This is a genomic window from Salinicoccus sp. CNSTN-B1 (assembly GCF_054792835.1).
Map to the genome: position 1 here is coordinate 464,950 of NZ_JBTWMN010000004.1, position 16,007 is coordinate 480,956.

A 16,007-nucleotide genomic window follows, 5' to 3' on the forward strand; every position below is an offset into this window, starting at 1 on the left:
ATGGCCATGAACATCGCAGAACAGGTGCAGGCACTCTATGATGTCTTGAAGCTGGCTGAGCCTGGTGAGATGGTGGCATCATTCATTTTGAAATATCCGGACTACAAAGGCATCATCCAAAGGGTGCAGTCGCTGGAAGGTTATGAATATGGGGAAATCCAAGCTAATTTCCTGAGCAGGGATTTCATGCCGCTTCATCTTCTGCGCTGTAAACTGTCATTTTTCGGCGCCGAACGCTTCAACCCAAAGTCGAACCGTTGGGTGCGCATCACGCTGTTCCAGGGGGCGCCATTAGTGGAAGAGGTTGGAAAGCTGTATCTGGACAACTGGGTATTCCCGGAATTGCCAGTATTAGAAGGGGGTCAATAAATGAAACAACAAGATATGATTGTGATAGATGCATTGGAACTGAGTAATTGGGATCGTGACTTCCTGCATCTGCTGCAGGAAGGTGGCGTGACTTGTGTGCATGCCTGCTGCGGATTGTGGGAGAATGCACGCGAAACGCTGAGCAAGGTCGGGGATGGCACCGCTTCTTCAAAGAAAACGACGATTTGGTCATGCAGGTTTTCGAAGGGGAGGATATCCTGAAAGCCAAAGAGGCAGGCAAGATCGGTGTCATCCTCGGTGCCCAGAACACGTCTGCACTGGAAGATGAGCTGTCATTGGTCTCCGTATTCAATCAGCTTGGGGTGAAGGTGATGCAGCTCACCTACAACAACCAGAAATCTGGTCGGCAGCAGCTGTTATGAAGATACCGACACTGGGCTCTCACGCTACGGTCGCAATGTAGTTAAGGAAATGAACCGGGTCGGGATGGTCATCGACCTGTCGCATGTTGGGGACCAGACGACGCTTGACGCGATCGAATTATCTACGCGTCCGGTGGCCATCACCCACGCCAATCCCGATTGGATCTATCCGACCAAGCGCAATAAATCTGAAGCGGTGCTCCGCGCCCTGAAGGAAAATGGGGGATGCTCGGGGTCTGTGCCTATCCCCACCTGCTCAACGGCAAGGAGACGACATTGGAAGAATTCTGCGACATGATCGTCCAGACCGTCGAATTCATGGGGATCGATCATGTCGGACTCGGGACTGACCTGACATTGAATATGTCTGTCGAGTTCCTGCATTGGATGCGTATGGGAAGATGGACGCATGAGATGGATTACGGGGCCGGCAGCAAAGCCAACCCATCGTGGCCGGAATGGCCGGAATGGTTCCAGACACCGGCCGATTTCCCGAACATCATCTACGGGCTCAGGCAAAAAGGCATGACCGACGAGGAAGTGGCTAAAGTGATGGGAGGCAACTGGTTACGTTTCTTTACGGATGGCTTTAAGACCGAAAAGGAGGCGGAACAATGCGTGTATCATTTGTAGAACTGTTCATCCACTGCAAAAAAGTCTTCCGGGCATTCGGCATCCCCTATGGATGTGCCGATGATGGGGCCGGGGTGGTGGCGTGGAGTGAATTTGCAGGATTGAATGGTATGGAAGTGCTGAAGCAGGAAATTTCGGATATGCCTTCATCCGGCATGGAGAGCATCGAAATGGTCTCTGAAGAAAACGGATTGTGCCGGTTCGACGGCAACGGACAGAGTGCCATCATTTTAGGGAAATTGATGGCGGACTATGCATTGGCGATGGCGGAGTCGCGGAATACGGTCCGCGTATATATGGGAAATACGACCCGTTCAAGATTATTGGCCTACGCCGGCCACTATATCGCTTCCCGGGCAGGGGATGCCTGATCAACTATAAGACTGAAACAGGCGGCCCGATGTGGATATTCGCGACCCCGGAGATCGCCTTCCCAATCTTTGCAGAGGGGCCTGTTGCCGAGGAAGTGATGCAACGCAACCTGACCGAGGAATTGGGCAGATACGAAACGGCCGGTTTATCGACTGACGATTTCTGGATGGTATGCACCACCGATACTGAAGTCATCACATCGTGTGTCAGAAAACTGAGGCGCGCTTCGCAGAACGATGAAATTAAGCTTACTGAATCGGCACATTTGAAGGCGGTATTCGAAAAGGCCTATTTCAACGGCGCGGAAGTGGATGAATCCACATGGCGGATGCTTGACGGCATTGGGCATCAGACGCTCGTCGAAGCGACGGAGGAATCCAGAAACCGCGGTGCCGGAGAAAACGCCCGCTGAAACGATCAAATCATTTAGGGATAATATATAGGAGGAATCATTTATGACGACGACTACAGAGACAGTATTGAAGAATTTCATCAACGGGGAATGGGTTAAACCATCCGGTGCGGAATTGAAGCAAGGCGTAAATCCCGCCAACACAGAAGAAGTGGTGGCCTCATTCTACCAGTCCACCTCAGAAGATCTAAACGGCGCGATCGAATCCGCATCCGAAGCCTTCAAAGAATGGAAGGACGTCCCAGCTCCACAGCGCGGTGAATATCTGTACAAGATTTCCGCACTGATGGAAGAGGAGAAGGATGATCTGGCACGGGTGATGGTCCAGGAAGAGGGGAAGACATATAACGATGCAGTGAAAGAAATCGGTTATGCCGCCGGCATCGTCAAATTTTATGCAGGCGAATGCCGTAGGATAAAAGGCAGCATACTGGAAGCTGATATGCCGAGCATCCAGATCGAGACCAAGCCTGAGCCTCTTGGCGTGGTGCTGGTGGTTACACCTTGGAACTTCCCGCTGTCGATTCCAGCCTGGAAGACAGCCCCAGCCATCGCGAGCGGCAACACGGTCGTATTGAAACCTTCTTCAGAAACACCGTTGACCGTCATGAAATTCATGGATATCATCAGGCGTGCTGGAGTGCCGGAGGGTGTCGTCAATTCAGTCATCGCACCGGGGAAACTCGTCCCGGAAATGATCCATCATCCTGCGGTCAAAGCGGTGACCTTCACGGGATCCAACCCGGTGGGCCAAAAAATCTATGCCGAAGCGGCAAAGGATATGAAGCGCTGCCTACTTGAGATGGGTGGGAAGAATCCATTAATCGTGATGGAGGACGCAGATATCGACGAAGCGGTACAGCTTGCAGCCGCCGGTGCCTACGGACAGACCGGCCAGGCATGTACTGCAACGGGCAGAATCATCGTCCATGAAAAGGTTGCGGAAGCATTCACCGACAAGCTCGTTGAGCGGACGAAGCAGCTGAAAGTGGGTAACGGCATGGATGAAGGCGTCGACATGGGGCCGCAGGTTAACCAATCCGAACGCCAATCGACACTCGACCTCATCCAGAGCGCCAGAGATGAAGGGGCAAAAGTGCTTACAGGCGGAGGCATCCCGGAAGGTCCGGGGCTCGAGAATGGCTACTTCGTAGAACCGACTGTAATCAGTGGTGTGAAGCCTTCGATGAAGATTTCACAGCAGGAAGTGTTCGGTCCGGTAAGCAGCATCATTGAAGTCAAGGATATCGATGAAGCCATCGCAGTCGCCAACGATGTCGACTACGGCCTGTCGTCGTCCATCTGCACGAAGAACCTGGAGTATATGAATCGGGCCTTATCTGAGATTGAAGCGGGCATCGTCAAAGTCAATATGACAACGACGGGGACATTCTTCCAAGCGCCGTTCGGCGGATACAAACAATCCAGTACCGGCACATATAAGGAACTCGGCAGCGAGGGCATGGACTTCTATTGCCAGTACAAGACGCGCTACATCAAGAGTAAATAGACAGAGTGAAACAGTGTGGGTGATGGCATGCATCATCCACACTGCTTTATTTCGATAGGTTTCCCTATGATACAATAGATGCATTCTACTAAAGAAAGAGGGGTATCCATGAAAACAAAATCCGATATCTCAACAACTGTCCTGCGTGCCCTGAAGATCCTCGACCATATGAAAGAGACCCCAGGGCCACAGAGCATCAGCCATATAAGCCGCGACCTTGACATCTCCCCAACAATCGCACACCGTCTATTGACCACATTGAAGATGGAAGGGTTCGTCTTCCAGGACGAGCAGACCAAGTTGTACTCGCTCGGCACCGTCTTTATGGAGTACTCCAATAGAATACTGACTCAGTTGCCATTTTCTTCTCTCATCGAGCCCAAAGTGCTCGAGTTGCGCAATGTAACCGAAGAGACGGTCGGGTTCTACATACCGAGCGGGTATAAGCGGCTGTGTCTGATTGAATATGAAAGCCAGCAGGAAATAAGGCGCTCCACCGGCGTCGGTCGTGAACTGCCGATACATAGTGGGGCGACAGGGCGCGTATTGTTGGCATATCAGCCAGATGACATAAGGGAAAAGATATTGGCGACCTTGCCAGATGCAGAGCGTCAAGTGCTTGAAAAGAAGATTGAAGTAGTACTCGAACACGGATATGCTTTAAGTTATGGGGAGATAACCGATAATGTATCTGCGTTGTCTGCACCCGTCTATGATCAGCAAAACCGCCTCATCGGCGCCTTATCGATCTCTGGTCCCTCTTTCCGGTTCAGTGATGAAATGGTACAATCCCACGTGCCCACGCTGCTTGCGGCCACGGCAGATATTGAACAGGGATTTGAGTGAGCAATTATTTTAAGCGATTCCAGTCTATCTGGAGTCGTTTTTTTATTGTGGAAATATATCATTCAAAATTCTATTTGAATATACTGATTGACACGTTCTCTGTGTACGCTTATAGTATAATCAAATGATCATTTGAATGAGGTGTGAACATGAATGACACTTTAAATAAAACAGTATCTGATACATGCGAAACATTCTGTTATGATGAAGCGCTGGTCAACCGTATACAGCCACGGGTCGAAGAGGTGGCGGGTGTAGAGATGATCTTCAAATCGCTGGCAGATAAGACGCGAATGAAGATTGCCTATGCACTTACTTTGGAAAAGGAGCTCTGTGTCTGTGATGTGGCGAATATCATCGGAGCGACGACTGCCTCCACCTCGCATCATCTCAGACTGCTTAAGAACATGAATATAGCGAAAAGCCGCAAGGAAGGGAAGCTGGTGTTCTATTCATTGGCTGATGATCACGTGCACCAGTTGATTTCAATCGCCCTGGTGCACTCAAATGAAGAAACAGTTAAAGAGGGGGTGGACAAATGAAGCAGGCACTGAAAGAACGTGAATCAGAAAAATCAACATGCTGCAGTGGAGGGGCGACAGAAGTAAAAGATGAAAGTGTAGAGGGAGAAAGCTGCTGCTCATCTACTGCAGAAAAGGCTGAAGAAACTTCCAGCTGCTGTTCTTCCACTCCAAAAGCGAGTGCGAGCACCTCGAGTTGCTGCAGTTCAGGGAATGACGGAAATGCTGCAGCTTCAGAGGAAGAATCCGCTACTCCTCTGAATTCTGTAGAATACCGCATAGAAGGAATGGATTGTCCTTCCTGTGCGGCAACCATAGAAAAAAGTCTGAAGAAAAGAGCAGATATTGAATCGGTCCAGATCAATTACAGCACCGGAAAAATGACAGTAGCAGCAAATGGAGCGGGTGTGCATGATGAAATACCCAAGCAAGTCCATAAATTAGGTTTTGAAGCATCTCGATTGAATAAAGGGCGCGGCACTGAAACGTATAAGGTGGAAGGGATGGATTGCGGTTCCTGCGCGATGACCATCGAGAAGCATCTTGGCAAAAATCCAAATGTGGAAGATGTGAAAGTCAATTTTTCCACTGGCAAAATGCATGTCAACCACTCACTGCAGCCGTGGGAGATCATCAAAGAAGTGAAGCGGGCAGGCTTTGATGCCTCGTTGGAGGAAAAAGGGCAAAGTGAAGCTTCTGCGGTAAAAAGAAAAGGCATACCGACGACCACATTATCCGGTACTTTCCTGATTCTTGGCTTCATATTATCGTTCACTGGTACGCCAGAAAACATAGTGACACTGCTTTATGCAGCTGCCATCGTCATTGGTGGAGTGAAGCCGGTCAAGAGTGCATACTACGCCATCAAGAGTGGCTCATTGGATATGAACGTCCTGATGGCATCAGCTGCCATTGGTGCCGCTCTTATCGGCGAATGGTTCGAAGGTGCGATGGTCGTGTGGCTGTTTGCATTAGGGAACTCCTTGCAGAACAGGTCCATTGAAAAGACCCGCGATTCCATCCGTGGACTCATCAATTTGGCACCATCGGAAGCGAATGTCAAAAGTGGGGACACCCTCATCTCCAAACCTGTAGAAGAGATTGAGATCGGCGACGTCATCGTCATCAGGGCGGGCGAAAAGATGCCGCTTGATGGTGAAGTGGTGACAGGTTCTTCGAGCGTCAACCAGGCACCGATTACAGGTGAATCGCTCCCTGTCGATAAAGAGCAGGGGGACACCGTCTATGCGGGAACAGTCAATGAAAGCGGCTCCCTTGAAGTCACGGTGACAAAATTGGTGGAAGACACAACGATTGCCAAAATCATCCACCTCGTCGAAGAAGCGCAGGAGCAGAAAGCCCCGACGCAAGCCTTCGTCGATCGGTTTGCGAACGTATATACACCAATCGTCTTCATTCTTGCATTGCTGGTGATGGTCGGACCGCCGCTGTTTGGATTCGGCACATGGGGAGAATGGCTCTATAAAGGCCTTGCACTGCTTGTTGTCGCCTGTCCATGTGCCCTGGTCATATCGACACCTGTAGCAATCGTTTCAGCGATCGGTAATGCGGCGAATAACGGTGTGCTGATAAAAGGGGGTACATTCCTCGAAAAAGCGGGGGCCATCCAGGCGATTGCATTTGACAAGACAGGTACATTGACTGAAGGCCAACCGAAAGTGTCCCAAGTCATCTCTTTCGAAAAAGATTCCGAGACGCTCCTAAGCATCGCACGCACAATAGAGGCACATTCCACCCATCCAATTGCCAAAGCGATCATCGGCTATGCTGAGGAGAGAAATATCGGAACCAAACCCGGTGAAGATTATAAGACCATAGCTGGTAAGGGTGCCCAAGCGACGATTGATGGCTTGGAATACTTTGCAGGAAACCCTAAGTTATTCAAGGAAATGGGTGTGAAACTCGGCGACATGGAAGAGCAGATTGATACATTACAGGCTGCAGGCAATACTCTAGTCGTAGTGGGGACGCGTTCAGAAGCACTCGGCTTGATTTCAGTCGCCGATACGATCCGTGACATCACAGTCCGGTCGATAGATAAACTCAAGAAGATGGGCATGAGCGAAATGGTCATGCTGACCGGGGATAACCAAGGTACCGCAAAAAATATTGCAGCGGAGACAGGCATCGACCGCTACTTTGCAGAATTGATGCCTGAAGACAAAGTTTCGGCTGTGAAACAGCTTCAGGATGAAGGACGCTTCGTGGCGATGGTCGGGGATGGCATCAATGACGCTCCGGCACTCGCAACCGCAGATCTCGGCATCGCCATGGGTGGTGCTGGAACGGATACTGCAATGGAGACGGCGGATATTGTGCTGATGGCGGATAATCTTGAACAACTGCCGCATACCATCAGCCTGAGCCAGAAAGCGTTGCGCATCATCAAACAGAACGTCTGGTTCTCACTGCTGACGAAATTCGCAGCACTGCTGTTGATATTTCCAGGCATATTGACACTGTGGATGGCAGTGTTGAGCGATACGGGTGCGGCACTCATCGTCATATTGAACAGTATGCGCCTGCTCAGACAGAAATAGTTGGAAATATAAAAGGAGAAAGCCGACTGATCTGGTACCACTAAAGTTTACAGATGAATAAAATAATTTTTGCTGAGATTCTAATCGATTAGAATCTCAGTTTTTTTATGCGGCAATCTTGCGTAATTCGACAGGCGTAAGGCCGTAGAGTACCTCTTGCGGGCGTTCGTGATTGTAAAAATGGATGTAGACATCCAGATCATCTATGAGTTGCTGATACGTCCCATATCCAGTATCTTTCCGCACCAGATTGTACCGTTCCGATTTCAGTTTGCCAAAGAACGACTCCATCGGCCCGTTATCAATGCACTTGCCAACACGGGACATGCTTTGCGTCATGCCATGCGCCTTTAAAATCTTTCTGAAACCATATGATGTGAACTGGAAGCCGCGATCACTGTGGATCATGGGGAGGCGCCTGGATTGGCTGCGAGCGCTGCCTTGAGTGTATCAAACACCAGCCGGTTATTATTACTGAGACCGAATCGGTAAGCGACGATACTGTTATCAAACAGATCGAGAATCGCACACATGAAGACCCGCCGGCCAGTCTTCAACTTGAACTCGGTCACATCGGTCAACCACTTTTCGTTCTTAAATTCCGAGATGAACTGTCGGCCCAGGCCATTCTTTGCCGTGAAGTCGCCGGATTTCATGGTGCGGACCATCTTCTTCTTCCGTGTGACGGACTGAATGCCCATCAGCCGCATGATGCGCAGGATACGGTTACGACTGTAGGCCGTGTTCAAATGACGGTTCACAAGGTGACGCATCATGCGATACCCCGGCACCCCCTGGTACTTGATGTAGAAGTCCGCGATGCATGCGGCAATTGTTTCGTTTTCAATTTCATTCTTCGTTTTTTGGCGCTTTTGGTACTGATAATACGCTTGGCGGCTGATGTTTGCGACTGCGCACAGTTCAGAGATGGAGTAGCCTGCGCTGTGCAGTTCTGTGATCGCTTCATGAATCCGTTGACCCCGAACCCGGCTTACTTGCGTCTCCTCTCGAGTTCTTCCAACTTTTTTAAGAATGCATTCTCCACTTCCACTTTTTTAAGCTTATTCCGTTCGATTTCCAGCTCACGCTTCAGTTTGTCGACTTCAGTCAACGCTGCTTCCGGTTTAGGGCGGCCCCGTCGGTCTTCGAGGCCATCTGCCCCGCTCTCTCGTACTTCTTCACATATTGATACGCTTGTTGATAGGAGACATCGAATCGTTCTGAGAGCTCACGGATACTGACATCATGGGTTGCGTGATACTGTGCGATTTCCAATCGTTCTTCATATGTCGGCTTTCTGCTTTTCGTCATAGAGCGCGCACCCCCAAAGGTCGATTTTAATCTTTTACCTTCAGTATACTCGATGACCCATTGTTTGACTGTAGTATCAGAAGCAATATCGTATTTCCTTGCGAGTGGGAGATACCCAATGCCCTGCTCTAAATACTCAAGGATGACTCTTTCTTTGAAATCGGTTGAATAGGTATGATGCCGTCTTCTGACTGCCAGTGACTCAGGCCCTTTCTCTTGATGCGTTAACACCCATCGATGAATGGTTGTTTTACTAACCTCAAATCGTCTGCTGGTCGTCTTCATATCACCATGTGTTAAATAATGCTCTATAATTGCCATCTTTTCTTTGAAACTGCAATGTCTGGCCATTAAAAAACCTCCTAAGCTACAGATTTTTTCTTTCATCTGTAAACTTAGGAGGTAGCACCTCAGACGGCTTTCTCCTTTTGTGTTCATTCATCTTCATTGATCCTACTGATGCTGTTTTTGGCCAGGCCGATGATCACCATGTCGTCCATTGGTGGATTATGGATGCCGGCGCGCACGTTGCGGTAATGCAGCTGGAGGTCGCTGTCTTCCGACAGGCTCTTCGCTCCGACGACACGCATCGCAAGGTCGACCGCATCTACCGCTTTGTTCACGACCGATGTTTTGACCGCACCGAGCGTGCCACCCATCTCGGCACGTGCCTCCTCGTCGCTGTCGTCCCACTGCTTGGCGACGGAGTAGAGGAAATGCTCCGCTTCCATCAGCATCAATTCAATTTGCCCAAGTTTTTCCTGGACGTTCGGCAGTTCTGAGATGGTGCCTTCAATGCTGTTCGGCGAATAGGACTTGGCGAACTGTACAGCAGAACGCTGTGCAGCACGTGCGATGCCCAAGTAACAGGCGGGTATATGAAGGAGCCATCCGGCCGGTTGCTTTTTACCTGGTGTCCGGTAGGATACGAGGTCATCCTCTTCGACTGCCACATTTTCCAAAAGCAGATCGTGGCTGCCGGTCGCACGCATGGCAATGGAGTTCCATGTTTCATCCACTGTGACCCCTTCGAGGGCAGTATCGACAGTAAAGTTGCCGACCTCGTCACTGCCTTCGATCGTTGCACTGACGATGGCATATTTAAGTATCGGAGACAGTGTGGCGAATGTCTTGCGTCCGTTCAGGACCCATTTGCCATTCTCTTTCCGTGCTGTCGTTTCTGGCCTGCCTCCGCGCGTCGGACTGCCGGTCGCCGGTTCCGTAGCGATATTGTTGACTAAGGCTCCGTCATTTAAGACATCCTGGACGACGCGTCTGTATTTTTCCGTATCCCACTCACGCTTCTCACCGAGGTCCATGATGATGCCCATATGCCAACCGATGGCCAGTGCAGTGGCACCGTCATACCGTGCGATGATCTCCTGGTGCCGCATCAGTTCCTCGACCGAAATGCCACCACCGCCATATTCTTTGGGGATAGATAGCTCGGGATACCCGATTTCTTTCAACGCTTCAAAATTCTCGAAAGGAAAGCTGATATTTTCATCATGCATCCGCGAAGTCTCCCTGAACCGCTTGGCAGTCTCGCGAGTCAGAGCCAAGCGGCCACTTTGATCCAATGCTTGTAATGTATCCATATAATGCGCCTCCTATAAAGCATACCTTGAAAGTAAGATTTAAATCATCATACTACCATTGTACTTCTCAATTGAATAAAATAAAGCGCTTTGCTTATTCTTCCATTTTTTCCTACATCGATTCATGCATATGTGCCAAAGTCACATTTCTGCTGAGGTGGAATATTTGGGAATGGACTGAAATATGATATTATTATCAAATAATACAGATTTTTCAGTAAAGTGGGGATATCAATGGCAATAGATCCAGAAATCATAGAAGAGGTAGTGGCGTTCAGACGTGAACTGCACGGCAATCCCGAGCTGAGCAGCGAGGAGCATGAAACATCGAGGCGGATCCGGCAGAGGTTGGATGACATTGGAGTGCCGTACACGTGGGGGTATGCCGGTACCGGCGTGCTTGGGGTCATTGAAGGGGAGAAGCCCGGGCCGGTCATCGGACTCAGGGCGGATATTGATGCATTGCCTATAACGGAAATGTCAGGAGAACCATTCTCTTCCGAAAAAGAGGGTGTGATGCATGCATGCGGTCATGATGCTCACACAGCCATGTTGTACGGCACCGCCAAAAACCTGCTTAATCGAAGAAAAGAAATCGAAGGAAGCATTCTGTTGATCTTCCAGCCTGCTGAAGAGCAATCGCCGACAGGCGGATCGCAGCGCATGATGGATGACGGGGTGTTTGACGAGTACAAACCGGAAGTGTTGATCGCCCAGCACGTCTGGCCACAGTTGCCGCCGGGTGAATTCGGTGTCATGGCCGGACCGATCATGGGCAACTCGGATCGCTTTAAGATAAAAGTGACGGGGTCAGGCGGCCATGCTGCAATGCCCCACGACACCACCGATGCCATAGTGGCGACCAACCAGATTGTCACGGCACTCCAGACGATAGTCAGCAGAAATGCAGATCCTTTCGATCCGGCTGTCGTGACAATCGGCAAATTCAATGCTGGATCACAATATAATGTCATCGCTGAAACTGCCTTATTGGAAGGCACGATCCGCACCCAAAGTGCGGCTATGAAGCATAAAGTCAAGAAGCGGTTCTTTGCAGTCGTGGAAAATGTCTCGGCTGCCATGGGAGCAGAAGTCGAAATCGAGTATTTCGACGGGTATCCGGCAACTGTGAATGACCGTAAATGGGCGGATCAAGTCCATACGACGCTTTCTGGCCTATACGGTGAAAAAGCGTTGCCTGTCGTCAAACCGAGTCTTGGGGAGAAGACTTCAGCAGATTTTTGCAGAACTATCCAGGTGTATACTACTGGCTCGGGAGTTCAACCGGGGACACCCAGAAACCACTTCATAATCCTTCATTCAGATTTAATGAAGATGCGATTCCCTACGGGATAGAAGGCATGACAGAGATTGCCCTGGATACACTCCGGACATTGAAGAAAGACAAGTGATAAAAAATCCCGACCATCAGCCGGATACATTCGGCTATGGTCAGGGGGAACATTAATTATTTTCGTCTTCGTCTTCACCTTCGTATTCTTCTCGCTGTGCTTTTTCCTTCTCCTTTTCCTTCTCACGCTGCTTTTTGATCTTTTCATGGCGCTGGCGCTGTCTGTAGCCATATGTGCTGTCGAGCACAACCTGCTCGTCTTCGAAAGCTGAGCCGAGTCCCCCAATGAGGGTCGAGATGCTGGCTGCAGTCCAGGCGATGATGAGAAAGTCGAAGATGGCGATGTCACGTGATAACTGGGTTTCGAGTCCACTTGGCGGAACCAGCATGAAGGTCGTCGCCAGAAATAGGATGAGAAGAAGAACATAATACATCATGACGGTTAGGAGTAATGTAAAGAAAGTCGAAGCATTGTTCATTTTGCGTATGAATTTGTTGTTATTTTCATCTTTCTTTTCCCAAAGTTGATGGGCCATGATGATCCATCCGACAAGTGCCAGGATGGCTGCACACATAAGTAGGAACAGTCGTATTACACTGTACTCATCGCTTAATTTCCATAATGTTGGAAACACCAAAGCATATGATCCAGTCGTAAAGGCGATGATCAGTATCTTCAAAAATGATGGGAACATCTTCCATGGCTCATTGGCGAAAACCATACCAGAAATAATGCGGAGCATGCCACTCATGCGCGATTTGACGGTATAGCGGACGGCAACCCCAGCGTCTTCCTCGATGGGCCTTTCACGGATAAGGGGTGAAAAACGTTCGAACAATCGACCCCCGATAAGTTCGCGCGACCCTTTATTGCGCAAAGCATCGTATTTCTGTGGATCTTTCGAGTCGATATGTTCCTGTGCCTCTTCACGTGATGAATCAGATGTACCGTAATAGATTTCATTCACCAGCTGCAATATGGCTTCCTGTACCCGTTTCTCCATTTTGGTGAAGCCGAATCCCGGCAGGCTGATGAAGCCGACATTTTTATCTCTCAATGCTTCGGCGACCACTGGTTTCTCGTCTTCAAAAACTGGCAGATCAGTCAAGGCGATGGCGTAATCCCAATCCCCCTGGTCCTTCTTATCCGACACAGCTTCTATGACCTTATATGAATCGTTCGTCCCCCGTGAGAATATCCTCCTGATAATCGACATACCACTGATATTCATCTGTAATGTAATATTCGAGCATGCCGGGCAAGTTATCTATAAGGTTCGCACTGACGCGGCCGGCGATGCCAGGTGCTGTGAATAGTGCGATGCTGATCCTTTCCATATATCCGGCTCCTATCATTTAAACATTCTTGTTATTTATATAACCATAATGACAAAAAATATGTTTTATGTATATAAATTTTCGGCTTTTTTCGGGATTGTTCCCATGGCCATTTTACGGAAAGCGGCAATAATAATCCCCACCCCAGATAAGCTCCAGAATGGGGGCCTACGCCTCATCATTTTAGGTTTTTTCTGATATATTGGATGATTTTACGCAGCTCATTTGGGTGCGGCCGGCCGAATGGGCTCGTCTGTTTCTGCTGATACATCAATCTACCGCCTTCATCCGTCAGGAAATAGGCTGGTTCAGGATGTCTTCCATGATCTTCATAGGGGGCGTCTTCCCCATGGTAATGTATACCATATTTATCGAGGAATTCATAATCATCATCGACGAGCACTGGGAAAGTGAACCCATGATCGTCAATCATTTTCTCTAGATCTTCCTTGTCGTCGTGCGTGATGGTGATCAAATTGATGTTGTGCTTGTCGAAGTAGCTTTTGCTTGCTTCGAATTCATCCAATTCTTCCATGCAAGCCGGGCACCATGAGCCGCGGAAATACACGATAAGATGCCAATGGTTGCCTTTTTCCGCTAAAACATCAGAAAAGGTCACTGTTTCTCCTTCAAGGGATTCGAGTGAGAAGTCCGGGAATTGTTCATTCAGTTTAAACTGTGGCATTGTTGCTCCGCCCCTTTCTATCAATTCATATTACATGGCTAAGAATTCCATTGTCCAACACTCTACCTGTTGGTTTTCTGGCAGAAGAATAGGGTAGAAGTGCATCATAAGATACTCGAGGAGGCAATTATGATGATAAAGGCATTGGTGTTCGATGCGTACGGAACGCTTTATGACGTACATTCCGTAAAGACTGCCTGCGAAAAGCTTTTCCCGGGAAAAGGAGAGTCTATCAGCACAGTTGGCGCAAGAAGCAGCTGGAATATTTTTTTCAGCGTCAGCTGATGGGACGTTATCGGCCTTTCGATGAACTTACCGAAGATGCTTTAGTGTTTGCCTGTAAAGCAGAAGGCGTAAAGCCGTCACAGCAGGAAATCAAGACATTGATGGATGCCTATCTGGAGCTCGAATTGTTTGATGAAGTCGAAGATGTGCTTGCTGAATGCAAGGGGGTACAGCGAGTCATCTTTTCGAACGGGTCTCCAAATATGATCCATCCACTAGTTTCGGGCTCACGGATCGAACCTCATATCGACAAGGTCATCAGTGCAGATGGCATAAAACAATATAAGCCGGCTGCCCCTGCCTATGCCTACGCCCTTGATCAGCTTGGCGTCACCCGAGATGAGGTATTGTTCATGTCTTCCAACAGTTGGGATATTATGGGCGCAGCAAGCTTCGGTTTCCATACAGCATGGATCAATCGTGCACGCAGTCAACCTGACAACCTGGATATACAGCCGGAGAAGGCCTATACGGATCTTAGAGGCATACTTGAGTGGCTCTAAGCGTAGAAGACACAACAGAAGCAGCCCCATCCAATCGGATGGGGCTGCTTCTGTTCAAATATATATAACTGGAGCAATCCAGTTTAGTATAATTTAGTGGATCCGCCATCGACCATAATAGTCTGTCCAGTGATGTAGTCGGAGTCTTCGCTGGCTAGGAAGACAGCTGTTTTGCCGATGTCATTTTGAGGATCGCCAAGTCGGCGCAATGGAATGGCATTGACCATTTCTTCATATTGCTCAGGGTCACTCTTGCTCCATGCTTCAACACCTTCAGTTTTGGCAATCGGTGAAATGATGTTGATATTGATGTTGTCAGGTCCCCACTCGTTGGCTGCAACCCGAGTCATGCCACGGATGGCTTCTTTAGCTGCCGCGTATGCAGTCTGTGTCGGCTGCCCGTTTATACCGGCACCAGACGAGAAGTTGATGACTTTGCCTTCACTTTTCTTCAAGTACGGATGACACGCCTTCATGAAGTGGAAAGTCGGGTAGAATCCCGTATTGAATGACAGATCGAACATATCGAGTGTCGTATCCATCAGCATGGCTTGTTTGGATGCATGCGCATTATTGACGAGGATGTCGATGCCGCCAAATTTATCTGCAACACTGTCGACGATAGATTTGACATTTTCTTCTTTTGAAATGTCTTTGATGATCAACATGCCTTCAGTGTATTGGTTGATTTCCTCGAGTGTCTGCTGTCCTTTTTCTTCATTGATGTCCACGATGGCGATGCGGGCGCCTTCTTTTGCCATAGCAAGTGCGATTCCGCGTCCGATGCCGGATGCACTTCCGGTAATGATGCCTACTTTACCTTTCAGTCTCATAATCAAGCTCCTTTTAAATGATAGTTTCAACAGTCGTCGTCCATCAGATGATGAAGCAGTTTCTTCTGTATGCTGAGATACTGGTTGAGTTCGTCATCAGTGAGTACAGAGTAGAGAGTCTCCCGCATCTTCAGCCCATGCGTATGTGCCTCTTCCAACAAGATTCTGCCGGCGTCTGTTATAACGAGTTTGCTGACACGCCTGTCGCCTTCCTGGGTACAGCGTCTCACATATCCTGACTGTACCAGCTTGTTGGCGATGCCTGTCATGGCACCTGTAGTATAACCGAGCACGCGGGCGAGTTGAGAGGGCATCTGGGCGCCTTCTTCACCTAGACGGTTGAGTACGATGATCTGCGACACGCTGATGTTACGGTTGAACGTCTTCAAATAATGGACAACGGCCTTATCGCTCAGCATTTCCGAAATGTGGATAAGTTCGATAAATGTAGAATGCTTCATGATAAACGATCCTCCTTTAAATGAAAATTCTTCCT

General features: G+C 49.1%; 20 protein-coding genes and 1 pseudogene. 12 read left to right on the forward strand and 9 right to left on the reverse strand.

From position 1 onward, the window contains the following. The first annotated feature begins 6 nt into the window (after positions 1 to 6). The 10 genes and pseudogenes from ACYF68_RS02760 (at position 7) to ACYF68_RS02805 (ending at position 7,607) form a co-directional block, all read left to right on the forward strand. A complete protein-coding gene (locus ACYF68_RS02760) occupies positions 7 to 369 on the forward strand; it encodes a hypothetical protein (RefSeq protein WP_461045317.1) in 363 nt (120 codons plus the stop codon). Beyond that, entirely contained in the window at positions 370 to 591 is a 222-nt protein-coding gene (locus tag ACYF68_RS02765) for a hypothetical protein (RefSeq protein ID WP_461045319.1), read from the forward strand. It abuts the gene before it with no gap. Then, positions 561 to 752: a membrane dipeptidase gene (locus ACYF68_RS02770; protein ID WP_461045320.1), complete on the forward strand. Its 192-nt coding sequence runs from the start codon at positions 561 to 563 to the stop codon at positions 750 to 752. The genes ACYF68_RS02765 and ACYF68_RS02770 overlap by 31 nt, the downstream gene beginning before the upstream one ends. Then, positions 730 to 1,385, forward strand: a pseudogene (locus tag ACYF68_RS02775) (dipeptidase). The gene ACYF68_RS02770 and the pseudogene ACYF68_RS02775 overlap by 23 nt, the downstream one beginning before the upstream one ends. Further along, positions 1,367 to 1,756: a DUF3726 domain-containing protein gene (locus ACYF68_RS02780; RefSeq protein WP_461045321.1), complete on the forward strand. Its 390-nt coding sequence runs from the start codon at positions 1,367 to 1,369 to the stop codon at positions 1,754 to 1,756. Before ACYF68_RS02775 ends, ACYF68_RS02780 begins: the two are co-directional and overlap by 19 nt. A 29-nt stretch (positions 1,757 to 1,785) precedes the next feature. Continuing rightward, entirely contained in the window at positions 1,786 to 2,169 is a 384-nt protein-coding gene (locus tag ACYF68_RS02785; protein ID WP_461045322.1) for a hypothetical protein, read from the forward strand. A 43-nt stretch (positions 2,170 to 2,212) separates the two neighbouring features. Then, positions 2,213 to 3,679 carry an aldehyde dehydrogenase family protein gene (locus ACYF68_RS02790; RefSeq protein WP_461045323.1) on the forward strand — a complete coding sequence of 489 codons (1,467 nt, stop codon included), beginning with the start codon at positions 2,213 to 2,215 and terminating at the stop codon, positions 3,677 to 3,679. A 108-nt stretch (positions 3,680 to 3,787) separates the two neighbouring features. Next, a complete protein-coding gene (locus tag ACYF68_RS02795; protein ID WP_461045324.1) occupies positions 3,788 to 4,525 on the forward strand; it encodes an IclR family transcriptional regulator in 738 nt (245 codons plus the stop codon). A 149-nt stretch (positions 4,526 to 4,674) separates the two neighbouring features. After that, a complete protein-coding gene (locus ACYF68_RS02800) occupies positions 4,675 to 5,067 on the forward strand; it encodes an ArsR/SmtB family transcription factor (protein ID WP_461045325.1) in 393 nt (130 codons plus the stop codon). Beyond that, positions 5,064 to 7,607: a heavy metal translocating P-type ATPase gene (locus tag ACYF68_RS02805; RefSeq protein ID WP_461045326.1), complete on the forward strand. Its 2,544-nt coding sequence runs from the start codon at positions 5,064 to 5,066 to the stop codon at positions 7,605 to 7,607. The genes ACYF68_RS02800 and ACYF68_RS02805 overlap by 4 nt, the downstream gene beginning before the upstream one ends. Positions 7,608 to 7,712: 105 nt before the next feature. On the opposite strand, the gene ACYF68_RS02810 is transcribed toward ACYF68_RS02805, so the two are convergent. The 4 genes from ACYF68_RS02810 to ACYF68_RS02825 all read right to left on the reverse strand — a co-directional run bounded on the left by ACYF68_RS02810 (position 7,713) and on the right by ACYF68_RS02825 (position 10,516). Beyond that, complete coding sequence (locus tag ACYF68_RS02810; protein WP_461045327.1) at positions 7,713 to 8,015, reverse strand: integrase core domain-containing protein; 303 nt, start codon at positions 8,013 to 8,015, stop codon at positions 7,713 to 7,715. Then, entirely contained in the window at positions 8,012 to 8,641 is a 630-nt protein-coding gene (locus ACYF68_RS02815) for an IS3 family transposase (RefSeq protein ID WP_461047459.1), read from the reverse strand. Before ACYF68_RS02815 ends, ACYF68_RS02810 begins: the two co-directional genes overlap by 4 nt. Positions 8,642 to 8,714: 73 nt before the next feature. Then, positions 8,715 to 9,269, reverse strand: coding sequence for a transposase (locus tag ACYF68_RS02820; RefSeq protein ID WP_461045328.1), 555 nt, complete (start codon positions 9,267 to 9,269; stop codon positions 8,715 to 8,717). Between the two features lie 83 nt (positions 9,270 to 9,352). Further along, a complete protein-coding gene (locus ACYF68_RS02825) occupies positions 9,353 to 10,516 on the reverse strand; it encodes an acyl-CoA dehydrogenase family protein (protein ID WP_461045329.1) in 1,164 nt (387 codons plus the stop codon). A gap of 234 nt (positions 10,517 to 10,750) precedes the next feature. Here ACYF68_RS02825 and ACYF68_RS02830 point away from each other — a divergent pair, with 234 nt between their 5' ends. Continuing rightward, the gene (locus ACYF68_RS02830; RefSeq protein WP_461045330.1) at positions 10,751 to 11,872 is read left to right on the forward strand and encodes a M20 metallopeptidase family protein; all 1,122 of its coding nucleotides are present in this window, start codon (positions 10,751 to 10,753) and stop codon (positions 11,870 to 11,872) included. Between the two features lie 108 nt (positions 11,873 to 11,980). Here the strand turns inward: ACYF68_RS02830 and ACYF68_RS02835 are convergent, their stop codons facing one another. The 3 genes from ACYF68_RS02835 to ACYF68_RS02845 all read right to left on the reverse strand — a co-directional run bounded on the left by ACYF68_RS02835 (position 11,981) and on the right by ACYF68_RS02845 (position 13,890). Next, complete coding sequence (locus ACYF68_RS02835; protein WP_461045331.1) at positions 11,981 to 13,084, reverse strand: hypothetical protein; 1,104 nt, start codon at positions 13,082 to 13,084, stop codon at positions 11,981 to 11,983. Then, a complete protein-coding gene (locus ACYF68_RS02840) occupies positions 13,035 to 13,205 on the reverse strand; it encodes a hypothetical protein (RefSeq protein WP_461045332.1) in 171 nt (56 codons plus the stop codon). Before ACYF68_RS02840 ends, ACYF68_RS02835 begins: the two co-directional genes overlap by 50 nt. Positions 13,206 to 13,383: 178 nt before the next feature. Continuing rightward, entirely contained in the window at positions 13,384 to 13,890 is a 507-nt protein-coding gene (locus ACYF68_RS02845) for a peroxiredoxin family protein (RefSeq protein WP_461045333.1), read from the reverse strand. A 197-nt stretch (positions 13,891 to 14,087) separates the two neighbouring features. On the opposite strand from ACYF68_RS02845, the gene ACYF68_RS02850 reads away from it, so the two are divergent. Next, positions 14,088 to 14,678: a haloacid dehalogenase type II gene (locus tag ACYF68_RS02850; protein WP_461047461.1), complete on the forward strand. Its 591-nt coding sequence runs from the start codon at positions 14,088 to 14,090 to the stop codon at positions 14,676 to 14,678. 83 nt (positions 14,679 to 14,761) lie between these two features. Here ACYF68_RS02850 and ACYF68_RS02855 read toward each other — a convergent pair whose 3' ends face one another. Both ACYF68_RS02855 and ACYF68_RS02860 read right to left on the reverse strand, forming a co-directional pair. Beyond that, positions 14,762 to 15,511, reverse strand: coding sequence for an SDR family NAD(P)-dependent oxidoreductase (locus ACYF68_RS02855; RefSeq protein ID WP_461045334.1), 750 nt, complete (start codon positions 15,509 to 15,511; stop codon positions 14,762 to 14,764). A gap of 26 nt (positions 15,512 to 15,537) precedes the next feature. Further along, positions 15,538 to 15,972: a MarR family winged helix-turn-helix transcriptional regulator gene (locus ACYF68_RS02860; protein WP_344704354.1), complete on the reverse strand. Its 435-nt coding sequence runs from the start codon at positions 15,970 to 15,972 to the stop codon at positions 15,538 to 15,540. Between the last annotated feature and the right edge of the window lie 35 nt (positions 15,973 to 16,007).